The following is a 12,384-nucleotide window of genomic DNA, read 5'->3' as shown; positions in this document are numbered from 1 at the left end:
CCTTTTTCTTTGGCCCTTCGCACGGAGTTTGCGTACAAAAAAGTGCCGTAAAGGGACTTGAAAGTTTGCAAAACTATAAGCAAAACGAGGTGAAGGATATGCGTTACAAGATTGTCGTGATCGGTGGAGGTCCCGGAGGTTATGTGGCGGCCATCCGGGCGGCCCAGCTGGGTGCCCGGGTGGCGCTGGTGGAAAAGGAGGAACTGGGGGGGACTTGCCTGAACCGGGGCTGCATTCCCACCAAGGTGCTGGCTGCGGCTGCCGAGATCCTGGCCGGCATAAAGAAGGCCGGCGAGTTTGGCATCTCCACCGGGGCGGTGGAGGTGGACATGGCCGCCCTGATAGAGCGCAAGCGTCAGGTTGTCAAGCGGCTTGCTTCCGGCATCCAGTTTCTGCTGCAAAAGAACAAGGTGGAGCTGGTACGCGGGACGGCCATGCTGACATCGCCGCGCACAGTTAAAGTAATCCTTCCCGGCGGGTCTGAACAGGAGCTGGAGGCAGAGAATATTGTCCTGGCCACCGGCTCCAGCCCGGCGCTCATCAAGAGCCTGGGGTATGACGGCCGGCAGGTGATTACCTCGGACGAGGCTTTGAACCTGGCGTCGGTTCCGGGCAGGTTGCTCATTATCGGCGGAGGTGTGGTGGGATGCGAATTTGCTTCCATATTTGCTGCGCTGGGCAGCACAGTTACCGTGGTGGAGATGATGCCCACCATCCTGCCCACCGTGGACAAGGAAGTATCCCGGTACGTTCAGGGGATTTTCAAACGGCAGGGGATTACCATCAAGACCGGGGCCACCATCAAGGCCGTTCGGAAGGATGCCGGTGGCGTGGTGGCCGAGCTGGAAAGTGGTGAGGAAATTGCCGCCGACCTGGTCCTTATCTCCGTCGGCCGTGTTTTAAATACCGGCGGATTGGGGTTGGCGGAAGTGGGCGTAACCCTGGGTGAACGGGGTGAGGTGCTGGTAAATGAGCGCATGGAAACCTCGGTTCCGGGCATCTACGCCGCCGGGGACATTACCGGTAAGATCCAGCTGGCCCATGTGGCTTCGGCCCAGGGGCTGGTGGCCGTGCACAACATCATGGGCCATTACAGGGCCATGAACTACCGGGTGGTGCCGTCCTGCATCTTTACCCGCCCCGAGGTAGGGGTGGTGGGTCTAACCGCCGAAGAGGCCCGGGCCCAGGGCTACGAGGTAAAAACGGCCAAGTTCCCCATGATGGCCTGCGGGAAGGCACAGGCCATGGGGGAAACCGAGGGCTTTGTCAAGATGGTGGCCGATGCCCGGACCGACCGCATTCTTGGAGTACACATAGTGGGACCCCACGCCTCCGACCTGGTGGCCGAAGCAGCCCTGGCTCTGGAGATGGATATGACGGCCGCCCGGCTGGCGCAGGTGATCCACGCCCATCCCACCCTGGCGGAGGCGGTTCTGGAGGCGGCGGAAGGTATCCACGGCTTGACCATTCACGCCTGATTCGTGTTTGCAGGAAAACACGGCTATATGCGGTGGGGTGCGGATTTGCACCAGTATGGTACAAAAGCAAACCAGCCTGTCCTTAACGGACAGGCCGGTGGTGGTGCATAAATGGACCAGTATTGATGGGGCCGGGAGATTGCATCTGACCTTTGTCGCCTGGATGACACGGCTGGCTTTATATGATGGTGGCATGGCACGCTTTTTGCTGCCATAAGTAAAAGTAATAGCGCCGGCGCAAGGATATCCGCAACAAATCATGAAAGGAACGGGGGTAAAGTATGAACTCTTATGGCTACTGGATCCTGGGGCTGGCCGTGCTTTACACGGCGGTGCTCATAGTCCTGGGCAATATTGTCCGCCGCAAGGCTTCCTCCGCCGAGGGGTTCTGGGTGGGCGGCCGGTCTTTCAGGCCCTGGATGGTATTTGCGTGCATTACCGGCCTCTTTTCGGGTTCTACCTTCATTGCCGTTATGGAGCTGGCTTACCTTAAAGGAATATCCGCCGCGTGGTATGGTGTGGCGGAAATGGTGCATGTGCTCATTATCGCAATTGTGCTTCTGGGGATATTCCGCCGGAAGTTGATGGTTACCATTTCCGGCCTGATTGGCGACCACTTCGGGCGGGTTGCCCTGGGGGTGGCGGGTCTGATTACCGCCTTTACCTTCCCCATGTGGTCGGTGGCTACCGCTCTTTCCTTTGCCTCAGCGGTTTCCGCCTTCACCAACCTGCCCATTACGGTGTCCGTGATCATCAGCGCCCTGTTGCTGTTGATTTACCTTCAGGCCGGGGGTATGTGGTCGGTGGTCATGACCCAAACCGCCAACACCATTATGTTTGCCCTAATGTTTATCGTGGGGGCCATCGCCTTCTTCATCAAGCCGGGGATCGGCGGTTTGGTCCAGCTGTCGATGAGCAGACCCGAGATGTTTGACCTCACCGGAGTGGGTCTGCAGGTGATTATTGCCTGGTTCGCTACCTTCCTCATCAACGTGCTGCTGGCCCAGGCCGCCTTACAGATGGCCCTGTCCTGCCGCACGGTGGAAGAAGGGCGCAAGGGGTTACTCATGGCTTTTGCTGCCAACATCTTCTTCATTTTCTTTGGCGTTCTTTTCGGCCTGGCTGCTGCGGCAGTGGCTCCCGGCGGCGCCAGGGGAATGATCCAGGTGCCCCTGTACCTGGCGCAGGTGCTTCCCGCTCCCCTGGTGGGAGTGTTCTTCCTGGGCGTTTGGGCCTGCGCCCTGGGTTGGGGAGCGCCCTGCCAGTTTTCCGGTTCCACCAGCCTGGGCAGGGACTTCATGGGTGCGGTAAACCCCGGGCTTACCGACGAGCAAAAGGTTCGCTACACAAAGATTTCCCTGGTGCTTTTAACCGGCGTGATGATCCTGCTCAGCTTCCTGCGCAGCGACCAGGCCGCCTGGTGGAACGTACTGGCCTGGACCCTGCGCAACGGGGCCACCTTTGCTCCGGTAGTGGCGGCCCTATTCTGGCCCCTGGCTACCCGGCGGGCGGCGGTTACCGCCATGCTCTGCGGTTTCCTGTCCGGCCTGGCCTGGTATTACCTGGGTGGCTGGCACCCCAGCAAATTCTACCTGAATATCCACCCGGTATTCGTGGGCATGTCGGCCAACATCCTGGGTATGGTTCTGGTAACCCTGGTGGAGCAAGCCGGAAAATGGCGCATAGGCGGTCCCAATCTGACAGCTGTGCGCCGGTCCCTGGCCCTGTTTTCCGGCACCGCTACCGTAGCGGTCCTGCTTCTGATCCTGACCAAATTCGGCTGGCTGTATAAGATGGGATTGTTTGGTCTGTCCTTCTTCCTGGTGGTGGTAGGTCTCTACGTCCTGATCCTGTCCGTGGTGGTGCCCAGGGAGGAAATGGCGGCCAGTATGGAGACGGACCCCGCCACGGCATAATTCCCTGGGTTTGAAGTGATTGTATCAACAATTTTTAGGAAGGAGACATGGGATATGCCGGAAGTAACCGTGAAATGGGAAGGAAACATGAAGTTCGTAGGTGTGGACGAAGCCGGGCGGCAGGTGGCCATGGATGCCAGCCAGATATACGGCGGCATGAACCAGGGTGTGAGGCCCATGGAATTATTGCTGATGGCCCTGGGCGGCTGTTCCGGGATTGAACTGGCCCACATTTTGAAAAAGATGCGGGTGCAGTTTGACAGCCTGATCATAGAAGTGGAAGGGGAACGGGCGGAAGATCACCCCAAGGTTTTCAAGAACATCCACATGGTTTACAAGTTAACCGGACCCGACCTGCCGCCGGAAAAGGTGTACCACGCCCTGAAGCTTACCGACGAAAAGTACTGCTCCGTATCCAATATGGTGGCAAAAGCGGCTGCCATATCCTATGCCTTCGAGTTAAACGGCACCAGGTTTGAATATCCCGCCCGGGAAGAACAAAAGGGGGCCTGACATGTATCCGCAGGAATTAAAGTATCATCGGGAGCACGCCTGGGTAAGGGTGGAAGGTGAAAAAGCACGCATTGGCGTGACGCACTACGCCCAGGAACAGCTGGGGGACATTTTGTTCGCCGATCTGCCGCAAAAGGGCGGCGAGATTGTTGCCGGGGAGCCTTTCGGCCGGCTGGAATCGGTAAAATCGGTTTCCGATGTCATTGCCCCGGTGAGCGGTACGGTGCTGGAGGTTAACGAGCGCGTGGTGGACCGTCCGGACCTGGTCAACCAGGATCCTTATGGCGAGGGATGGTTGATCCTGGTCCAGATGTCCAGCAGTGCGGAGATTGAACAGTTGCTGGACGCGGCAGAATATGCAACAATAGTGCAGGAGAATTAGAAGGAAAGCCGGGGTGATGTTCGTGACCGGGGGCGGCGGTCTTCCCCTGGAGCGGCTGCTGGAAGAGGCCTGGCAGGTGCGCCGCCGGAACTTTGCCCACCGGGTGGAGTTCGTGCGGCCTACCGCCACCCGGCCGGTGAGTGTTACCGGCACCGCCTGTGCCCTGAATTGCGCCCATTGCGGGGGCCACTTTTTACAGGGGATGCTGCCCCTCCCCCGGCTCATGGAGCGCTGGCAAAAGGGAGAAGAGCTGCCCTGGAGCAGTTTGCTCATTTCGGGCGGCTGCGACCCTGAAGGGGTGGTACCCGTGGCCCGCCACCTGGACCAGCTGCGGGAACTGGCGGCCCGCTTTAAACTGAACCTGCACCCGGGCCTGGTGGACGGGGAAACGGCCCGGCTCATCGGCCAGGTGGCCAGCGCGGTTTCCTTCGATTTAATCCTGGACGAGGATACCATTGCAGAGGTCCTGGGGCTCCCCTGCGGCCCCCGGGACTACCTGCGGGTCTACCGCCACCTCAGGCGTTATAACCGGGTTTTTCCCCACCTGGTGGTGGGGTTAAGGGGCGGCCGGCTCTCCGGGGAGTACCGGGTGCTGGAAGCACTGGGTGAGCTGGGGGCGGAGGCCCTGGTGGTGATTGTGTTTTTCCCGGTGCCCGGCACCGCCTACGGGGGATGTCAACCCCCCGCCCTGGAGGAGGTGGCGCGCCTTCTGGCTACCGCCCGGATCATGCTCCCCTGGATGCCCATATACGTGGGATGCATGCGCCCGGCGGGGAGCTACCGGGCCCGGCTGGATGCCCTGGCGGTGAAGGCGGGGGTGAACCGGCTGGTGCTGCCCGCCCCGCCGGCCCGGGAACTGGCCCGGGAACTGGGCCTGGAGGTGGCCTGGCGCCGGGAATGCTGCGTTTTGTGATCTACGGGGCCGGTCGGCCCCTCCTTGCTTTGGGGTGATGAAGTTTGTACTGGTATGTTTCCGAAGGAACGGCGGCGGTGCTGGGCCTTCTCCCCGTGCGGCTGGACGCGGCACCCACCACCGCCTATCTGATGACCGGGGAACATTGCGCCCGGGACTGCGCCTTCTGTGCCCAGGCCCGCTCCAGCCGGGGGCGGGCCCACCGCCTTTCCCGGGTGATCTGGCCCCCCTTTCCCGCCGGGGAGGTCCTGCCCCGCCTGGGTGATGCCTGCCGCGCCGGACGGATACGCCGGGCCTGCTTTCAGGTGGTGCATTCGGAGGATTACTTCCACCGGGTCCGGCAGGCCATTGCAGAAGTGCGCCGGGAGGTGGACATCCCCCTGTGCGTTTCCATCGGCCTGCGTACGGTGGAGCAGGTACGGGAGTTGCTGGAAGCGGGGGTGGATGTGGTGGGCCTGCCCCTGGACGCGGTTACCCCGCAGCTCTACCGGGACGTAAAGGGAGGCAACTGGGAGCGGCACCTTCGTTTGCTGCAGGAAGCGGCGGCACGGTTTCCGGGCCGGGTGGGGACCCACTTAATCATCGGCCTGGGCGAGAGCGAGGAAGAGGCCATACGGTTAATCGGAGAACTGGCGGCCTGCGGGATAGGGGTGGCCCTCTTTGCCTTTACCCCGCTGCCCGGCACCAGGCTGGAGCACCACCGGCCTCCCGACCTGAGGACCTACCGGCGGGTCCAGGCGGCCCATTACCTTTTGAAGCGGGGCCTGGTGCGGCCGGGCGGGATGAAATTTAAGGACGGCAGGCTCGTGGACTGGGGCATCTCCCGGGAGGAACTGGTCCTCTACCTGGCGGACGGTGAAGCCTTCCGCACCACCGGCTGTCCGGACTGCAACCGGCCCTACTACAACGAGCGGCCCGGGAAGACCCCCTACAACTACCCCCGTCCCCTCAAACCCCGGGAAGCCGCTGAAGCGGTGGGGCTTGTGGTGGAGGACTGAAAGTATGAACGTTTAAAAATACAGACCACCTGTTTAGAGCCGGGGCGCAAAGTTCCCGGCGTTTTTACTCTTAACATAAGGTTACTTGAATGCCTCTCAGATCAGTCCTTCTTGTTTCAATCCACTTTTTATTCACTTGAAGAAGTTGGAACCGCTCTTTCCCTCCTGCCGTCTCGAATACAGTGCTTCCCCCGGTTAACCGGCAACTTTTTGAATTTGAGTTAAACGGTTCAGGTATGCAACAATTATACTCGTGCCTTGTTGTTGAGTCGATAAGGCTAAAATTTTAGGCTTGATTAGCAGGAATTTCTAGTTTTATACAGAAGACGTCGACAAGGGGACTGAAAGTGTTCAAACGGATTGCCTCTTGGCCTCCGAGCTATTCCAGTTACAACCACCGACCCGACGACAAGGGGACTGATTTCACTCTCGGTACTAAAACTTGCCCCATTTCGTTCCAGCCCACCACATCGGCTTAGATCAAGGTCTTTTTAAGAATTTTGGTCCCGATAACAAGGGGACTGAAAGGTCATAAATCAATACCATTCAACGAAAAAATTATAAGAGGTTTCAATCCTTGACCCAATAACAAGGGGCTAAAAGTTTACCGGCTGTCCCCTGCAATGTGGCCCCTTGTTTTTTACTATTTTCCAAAAAGTGTTGCAATCACTCTCTTAACCGGTTATATTATGGTTAAAAGTACACTTGGGAGTGACTGCAATGCATATAGTAAATGTGACAGATCTGCGGAGGAACATTCGCGAGGTTCTGGCGGAAGTAATTCGCTCAAAAGAACCGGCGGTAATCCTTCAGAGGTCAAAGCCGGTTGCTTACCTGGTCGACGCTGAAACGTTCGAGAGATCGCGAAAGTTCGATGAAATGGACGTGTTGACACAAACCAGGAAAAAAAGCCTGGAGAGGATGCTTCAGTTAAGGGCCAAGGTGGCGAAGAGGACAGGTATAAAGAGTGATTCTACAAAACTGATCCGTGAAATCCGGGAAGGGTTGAGTCGTCATGAGTAATTATATCTGCCTGGACACTTCGGTTTTGATCAAGGTGCTCATGGAGGAGGAAGATAGTGACAAAGCAACGGCGCTTCTGCAAAGGATTATAGACCACCGGCAGCTCATTGTGCTTCCCGCATTCGCGTGGGCTGAAGTAGGTACTGTTCTGAGAAAGAAGCGTAGAAGAGAGGAATTAGCCGTTCAGGAAGCAGATGACCTATGGTTGGAGTTCCGGCAATTTCCCGGGATAGAGTACCTTAATGATGACTCGATAATGGACCTGGCCTGGAAAATCAGCCGCCACTTTGATATGCCTACGCTTTACGATGCGGCTTTCCTGGCGGTTACCGAGGTGGTGGAGGAGAGAACCGGGGAAGGATGTGAATTCTGGACTGCGGATGAAAAGCTGGTTAACCTTTTAAACGGACGAAGGAAGTATGTAAGATTGTTGAAAGAATTGGAGTAAGGGGAGCATAATTTCAGCGTGCAAGCCATTTACTATATTCCATGGCGTGCTCGATGAGGAGACCGGTGCAGCCTACCGGGCCACCTTCATCATCAACCCCCAGGGTCGCAAAGAGAGTTCTCCTGACCTGTTGTTATGACAGGGCTTGATATTTTCACTCCTCCCCCGAATCATCCAGGCCCCACATCCGGAGGAGGCGATTTAGTTTCAGGGTGATGTAACCTAAAACTGCCGCCGCCAGGGTGGGCGCATAAAGGCCGGCGCCGATGCCCGTGCCCAGGCCGGCGGTGAGCCAGATGCTGGCGGCAGTGGTCAGGCCGCGGATGTGATCCCGGTCCTTGAAGATAATGCCGCCGCCGATAAATCCCACACCGGTGACAATTTGGGCGGCAATGCGTGTCGGGTCCCCTGGCTGGTACGGGTTCCTTCCCAACAGGGACATGAACCCGTAGCTGCTGATTAAAGTAAACAGGGCGGACCCCAGGCAGACCAGGGCATGGGTGCGCACTCCAGCGGGCTTGTGGCTTATTTCCCTCTCCAGGCCGATGAAAAATCCCACTAAAAAGGCCAGCAGCAGCCTGGCAATCATTTCTTGCAGACTGATATTTCCCTCTCCAGGCCGATGAAAAATCCCACTAAAAAGGCCAGCAGCAGCCTGGCAATCATTTCTTGCAGACTGAGCACCGGGATTCACCCTTTAGATAAGTGTTTAACTGTATTATGATCGGCCCTGCCCGCCGGTTATGCGTGGATGCCTTCTTTAATCCGGGGCCGGGTTGAAAAAACAATGAAGCCTCCGGAATTTTCCCCGGAGGCTTCATTAGAACAAGGCCGATCACTGCCAGATTTTGATGGCTACACTGATGCTAACAGCCAGAGCGGCCAGCGCAATGCCGACGGTAGCCCAGAAAAACCCTTTTATTTCTTGCCTTAGCGAGTTTATCTCCTGCCTTAAATTTGATTCAAAAGTTATCATTTCTTTTCTGAGACCTTCTTCAACGGCTTTAATTTCTTTTCTGAGGCCTTCTTCGACGGCTTTGATTTCTTTTCTCAGGCCTTCTTCAACAGCTTTGATTTCTTTTCTGAGGTCTTCTTCGACGGCTTTAATTTCTTTTCTCAGGCCTTCTTCAACGGCTTTGATTTCCTTCCTCAGGCTTTCTTCAACGGCTTTGATTTCCTGCCTTAACCCATCTTCTGTTGAGGATAATTCCTTGCGCAATTCCCGCATTTCGGCCCGCAGATCCCGTATCTCACCCTGAACCCAGCTTCCCAGAAAGAACATTTGTCCGGCCTGGCGGTATTCCTGTTCATCGGAAGTGGCTGCTATTTCCCTTTTGACCTCTTCCACGGCTGCCACCTGCCTTTCACTTCCAGCATAGCAGGTAAGGGCGTTTCAGGCAAGGAAAAAGTAGGGCAGTATCACACCGTTTCCTCAATCACCAGGTCCACAAAACGGAAGTTCACCGTGTCCACCAGGCCGCGGTTGGTCACCCGCAGCTCCGGTATGACCGGCAGGGAGAGCAAGGCCATGGTCATGAAGGGGGAGACCAGGGGGCAGCCCAGCTCCCTCCAGGCCCCTTCCAGGGCGGCCACCATTTCCCGTACCTCTTCCACCGGCCGGTCGGACATCAACCCGGCTATGGGCAGGGGCAGGAGGGCCAGCACCCGGCCGTTCAGCACGGCCCTTCCACCGGCCGGTCGGACATCAACCCGGCTATGGGCAGGGGCAGGAGGGCCAGCACCCGGCCGTTCAGCACGGCCACCATGCCGCCCCCGCATTCGGCCAGGGTGTTGGCGGCCAGGGCCATATCGGCGTCGTCCATGCCCACCACCAGCAGGTTATGGCTGTCGTGGGCCACGGTGGAGGCCACCGCGCCTCCTTTAAGATGAAAGCCCCTGACCAGGCCCAGGCCCATGTTTCCCGGCCCGCCGTGCCGTTCAATGCAGGCCACCTTGGCCACATCCAGTTCCACGGAAGACCTGATTTCCCCGTTTTCCACGGGTACTTCCACCTGCCGGTGCAGGGTGCCTACCCTGGCTTCGATTACTTCCATTACCCGCACCAGGGCTTTTTTTCCGTGGTGGGCGGCAATGGTGAAATCGCCGGCGGCAAGGGGCCTGCGCAGGTGCACCGAGTGACGGGCCTTTTCAGGGTAATCGAAGGGCGCCAGGTCAAATAACATCCGTCCTTTTTCGGCCACCATCATGCCGTCTACCATGACCCGTTCTACCTTCATGTCCGCAAGATCGGGGATAAACAAAATATCGGCATAGCGCCCGGGGGCGATGCTGCCCAGATCCCGGGTTACCCCGAAGCACTGGGCGGGATTGATGGTGGCCATCTGGATGGCCCGCACGGGGTCGACCCCTTCCTGGATGGCCCGGCGCACCACGTGGTTCAGGTGGCCCAGGGTAAGCAGGGTTTCCGGGTGGGTGTCGTCGGAAACCAGGATGGCGTAGCGGGAGTCTACCCGGGTTTCGGTGATGCTCTTTATCGTAGCCTTAACATCCTGCCAGGCCGAACCCTCCCGCATCTTGGCGTACATGCCCAGGCGCATGCGGGCCAGGGCGTCTTCTGCCCGAGTGGATTCGTGGCAGGAGGAAATGCCCGCGGCAATGTAGCCCGGCAGGCCCACTTCCGTCTCCGGAATGGAGTAATGACCCGTGACCACCTTGTTTGCTTTCAGGGTGGCCTGTATTTCACCGTGCACCAGGGGATCCCCCGCCAGTACGCCGGGGAAGTTCATCATTTCCCCCAGGCCGATGATCCCCGGCCAGGTCATGGCTTCACGAACTTCCGCCGGCCCGATGTTTGCCCCGGCATCCTCAAAGCCAGGGGCGGCGGGGACGCAGGAGGGCATGGTGGTAAAAACCTTTAAAGGCAGCCTTTCCCCTTCTTCCATCATCAGGCGGATGCCCTCCATACCCAGGACATTGGCGATTTCATGGGGATCCATGAAAATGGTAGTGGTGCCGCAGGGGATTACCGCCCGGGCAAACTGGGTGACGGTAACCATGCTGCTTTCCACGTGAATATGCCCGTCCAAAAAGCCCGGTACAAGGTAACAGCCCCCGGCATCGATCACCAGGGTATCCTTGTCGATGGTATGGTCGGCCCGGCCCACCAGCACCACACGGCCGTGTTTAATAGCCACATCCAGGCCGGGCTGGACTTCGGCGGTATGTACGTTGACCACCCGGCCGTTTTTGATTACCACGTCCGCTGGTATTTTTCCCTGGGCCGCCAGGGCCAGATCGGCGGTAACTTCCCACAGGGGACGCCGGTTGGGTTGATATGCCATTTTTTCACCCCGCAAGATGAATGGTTTTCCCACTATATTTACCGTGTGAAAGGGAATAATACCTGCAAGTAAGGGGGGAAAACTGCACTTAATTTTTAGCTGGGGCAGTTTTCCCTTTAAAGGGTTTTAAGGGGGATAAGTCCGGCAACTTACCCCCGTTTTTCTTCCCGGGCCTTTGATAGTTATTTTGAGCCGTCATTAACCCGGAAGAGGTGAAAAACGGTCTTCTTGTCCCACCCCATATCCCAGGGACAGTGGTAGCGGTCCACGGTATGGGCGTCCACCACCGGGTAACCCCGGGAGTCCGTCCCAACCACAATGGCAAAATGCTCGATGCGCCCCTTTTCCTCGTAGCCAATCACATCCCCTTTTTGCAGTTCCCGTACGGCTCCCCGGGGAAATTTGGCGCTGGGCTGGTTCAATTCCGGGAAGGTGCCCCGGGCTATACGCCGGGCATGGCCGCTGTACAAAAGCCAGCTTGCAAAGGCCTCGGTTTGCACCCAGGCCCGGCTGCCCGAACCGCCGTTGCGGTCGTAGCGGTAGTACCAGGTGCCGTCCATGGGGAGCTTACCCCCTTCCTGGTCCCCCAGGCACTGGGACACAAAATTGGTGCAGTCTCCGCCGTTGCCGTTAAGGTCGCGGTAACGGGGGTTGTATTTGTGGTTGTTGCCGGCCCCCCAGGCCAGGCCAGCGTAATTATCCGCGTACCGGGCTGCCCCCTCCCGGTCGAAAACCCCCTTTGTATAGTTTTGAATGGAATCAGATTTTACAACCGTACCTATATAAGCAGGGCCATCAGCGGGAGTGGGTTTAGGTACCAGGGTGTCATCACCCAGGCCGTCAGTGTAAAAGTCCTTCCGGATAAGCCATTTGCCGCCCTTTTTCACCAGTTCCATCCAGTGCCGGGTGCCGATGCCAAAGCGGTTGATGGTAGGGTCATGGGGGTAAACATACCCTAACTGAAGGGTCTGATGGACAACAAACTCCGCGGTATCTTCCCGTACCTGCGACCAGGGAATACGTATCGCTGGTTTCGCTTCAATAATTTGCACCCCCCTTTTTTTAGCCCAGCATTGTACAAAACTCAGCTTGTGTTCCTCATGGGCAAGGGCCCAGCGGCCCAGCTTGGCCCCGGTGTCGTAGCAGACCAGGGCCGGGGCGGGATCGGCTCCGGTGATAATGGCCCGGGCACGGGTGTCAAATATTTCCTTAACCGTGGTTTCCAGTTCCTTTTTTGAGACGGGCGACTCGGTAGCTGTGCAATTTGAAGCCCCAAGAATGCCGGCCATACTGACAATTATTAGTGATAGAATAATTTTTTGCAACAACATAATGCTCCTCCCTTTTAGCTTTTCTGCCGTTAATATATTTTCCTGCGGTTATAAAGTGTTTGCGCGTTTAATAATGGTAA

11 protein-coding genes and 1 pseudogene are annotated in these 12,384 nt (G+C 57.7%); 8 read left to right on the top strand and 4 right to left on the bottom strand.

Going from position 1 to position 12,384, the window contains the following annotated elements:
• The first annotated feature begins 98 nt into the window (after nt 1-98).
• From lpdA to D7024_RS12255, 8 genes are all read left to right on the top strand, one after another.
• Entirely contained in the window at nt 99-1,478 is a 1,380-nt protein-coding gene (lpdA, locus tag D7024_RS12290) for a dihydrolipoyl dehydrogenase (protein ID WP_121452571.1), read from the top strand.
• Nucleotides 1,479-1,759: 281 nt separating this feature from the next.
• On the top strand, nt 1,760-3,394 hold the full coding sequence (locus D7024_RS12285) for a sodium:solute symporter family protein (RefSeq protein WP_121452062.1): 1,635 nt from the start codon (nt 1,760-1,762) through the stop codon (nt 3,392-3,394).
• Nucleotides 3,395-3,448: 54 nt separating this feature from the next.
• Complete coding sequence (locus D7024_RS12280; protein ID WP_121452061.1) at nt 3,449-3,907, top strand: OsmC family protein; 459 nt, start codon at nt 3,449-3,451, stop codon at nt 3,905-3,907.
• Nucleotide 3,908: 1 nt separating this feature from the next.
• Nucleotides 3,909-4,289 (top strand): glycine cleavage system protein GcvH, encoded by a 381-nt coding sequence (gcvH, locus tag D7024_RS12275; RefSeq protein WP_121452060.1) that lies wholly within the window; start codon nt 3,909-3,911, stop codon nt 4,287-4,289.
• 16 nt (nt 4,290-4,305) lie between these two features.
• On the top strand, nt 4,306-5,202 hold the full coding sequence (lipS1, locus tag D7024_RS14855; protein WP_207666963.1) for a LipS1 family lipoyl synthase: 897 nt from the start codon (nt 4,306-4,308) through the stop codon (nt 5,200-5,202).
• Nucleotides 5,203-5,246: 44 nt separating this feature from the next.
• Entirely contained in the window at nt 5,247-6,200 is a 954-nt protein-coding gene (lipS2, locus tag D7024_RS12265) for a LipS2 family lipoyl synthase (protein WP_243113777.1), read from the top strand.
• Between the two features lie 720 nt (nt 6,201-6,920).
• Complete coding sequence (locus D7024_RS12260) at nt 6,921-7,223, top strand: type II toxin-antitoxin system Phd/YefM family antitoxin (RefSeq protein ID WP_072871586.1); 303 nt, start codon at nt 6,921-6,923, stop codon at nt 7,221-7,223.
• Nucleotides 7,216-7,671: a type II toxin-antitoxin system VapC family toxin gene (locus D7024_RS12255; RefSeq protein ID WP_072871584.1), complete on the top strand. Its 456-nt coding sequence runs from the start codon at nt 7,216-7,218 to the stop codon at nt 7,669-7,671. Before D7024_RS12260 ends, D7024_RS12255 begins: the two co-directional genes overlap by 8 nt.
• Nucleotides 7,672-7,825: 154 nt before the next feature.
• Here D7024_RS12255 and D7024_RS12250 read toward each other — a convergent pair whose 3' ends face one another.
• The 4 genes and pseudogenes from D7024_RS12250 to D7024_RS12235 form a co-directional block, all read right to left on the bottom strand.
• Entirely contained in the window at nt 7,826-8,260 is a 435-nt protein-coding gene (locus D7024_RS12250; protein ID WP_121452058.1) for an MgtC/SapB family protein, read from the bottom strand.
• 246 nt (nt 8,261-8,506) lie between these two features.
• Nucleotides 8,507-9,019: a DUF1640 domain-containing protein gene (locus tag D7024_RS12245; RefSeq protein WP_121452057.1), complete on the bottom strand. Its 513-nt coding sequence runs from the start codon at nt 9,017-9,019 to the stop codon at nt 8,507-8,509.
• A gap of 71 nt (nt 9,020-9,090) precedes the next feature.
• Nucleotides 9,091-10,973: pseudogene (gene ade, locus D7024_RS12240) on the bottom strand (adenine deaminase).
• Nucleotides 10,974-11,155: 182 nt separating this feature from the next.
• Complete coding sequence (locus D7024_RS12235) at nt 11,156-12,304, bottom strand: amidase domain-containing protein (RefSeq protein ID WP_121452056.1); 1,149 nt, start codon at nt 12,302-12,304, stop codon at nt 11,156-11,158.
• Nucleotides 12,305-12,384: the final 80 nt, after the last annotated feature.

It is taken from the genome of Desulfofundulus salinus, from assembly GCF_003627965.1.
GTDB classification, from domain to species: Bacteria; Bacillota; Desulfotomaculia; order Desulfotomaculales; family Desulfovirgulaceae; genus Desulfofundulus; species Desulfofundulus salinus.
Note: the sequence above shows the minus strand (reverse complement) of the source record. Positions and strands in the feature narration are given on the sequence as shown.

Excerpts from the sequence above, each read along its gene's own strand:
- lipS1 (WP_207666963.1), top strand. The coding sequence starts at position 4,306 with ATGTTCGTGACCGGGGGCGGCGGTCTTCCCCTGGAGCGGCTGCTGGAA.
- gcvH (WP_121452060.1), top strand. The coding sequence starts at position 3,909 with ATGTATCCGCAGGAATTAAAGTATCATCGGGAGCACGCCTGGGTAAGG.
- D7024_RS12250 (WP_121452058.1), bottom strand. The coding sequence starts at position 8,260 with ATGATTGCCAGGCTGCTGCTGGCCTTTTTAGTGGGATTTTTCATCGGC.
- D7024_RS12285 (WP_121452062.1), top strand. The coding sequence starts at position 1,760 with ATGAACTCTTATGGCTACTGGATCCTGGGGCTGGCCGTGCTTTACACG.
- lpdA (WP_121452571.1), top strand. The coding sequence starts at position 99 with ATGCGTTACAAGATTGTCGTGATCGGTGGAGGTCCCGGAGGTTATGTG.
- D7024_RS12260 (WP_072871586.1), top strand. The coding sequence starts at position 6,921 with ATGCATATAGTAAATGTGACAGATCTGCGGAGGAACATTCGCGAGGTT.
- D7024_RS12235 (WP_121452056.1), bottom strand. The coding sequence starts at position 12,304 with ATGTTGTTGCAAAAAATTATTCTATCACTAATAATTGTCAGTATGGCC.
- D7024_RS12280 (WP_121452061.1), top strand. The coding sequence starts at position 3,449 with ATGCCGGAAGTAACCGTGAAATGGGAAGGAAACATGAAGTTCGTAGGT.
- D7024_RS12255 (WP_072871584.1), top strand. The coding sequence starts at position 7,216 with ATGAGTAATTATATCTGCCTGGACACTTCGGTTTTGATCAAGGTGCTC.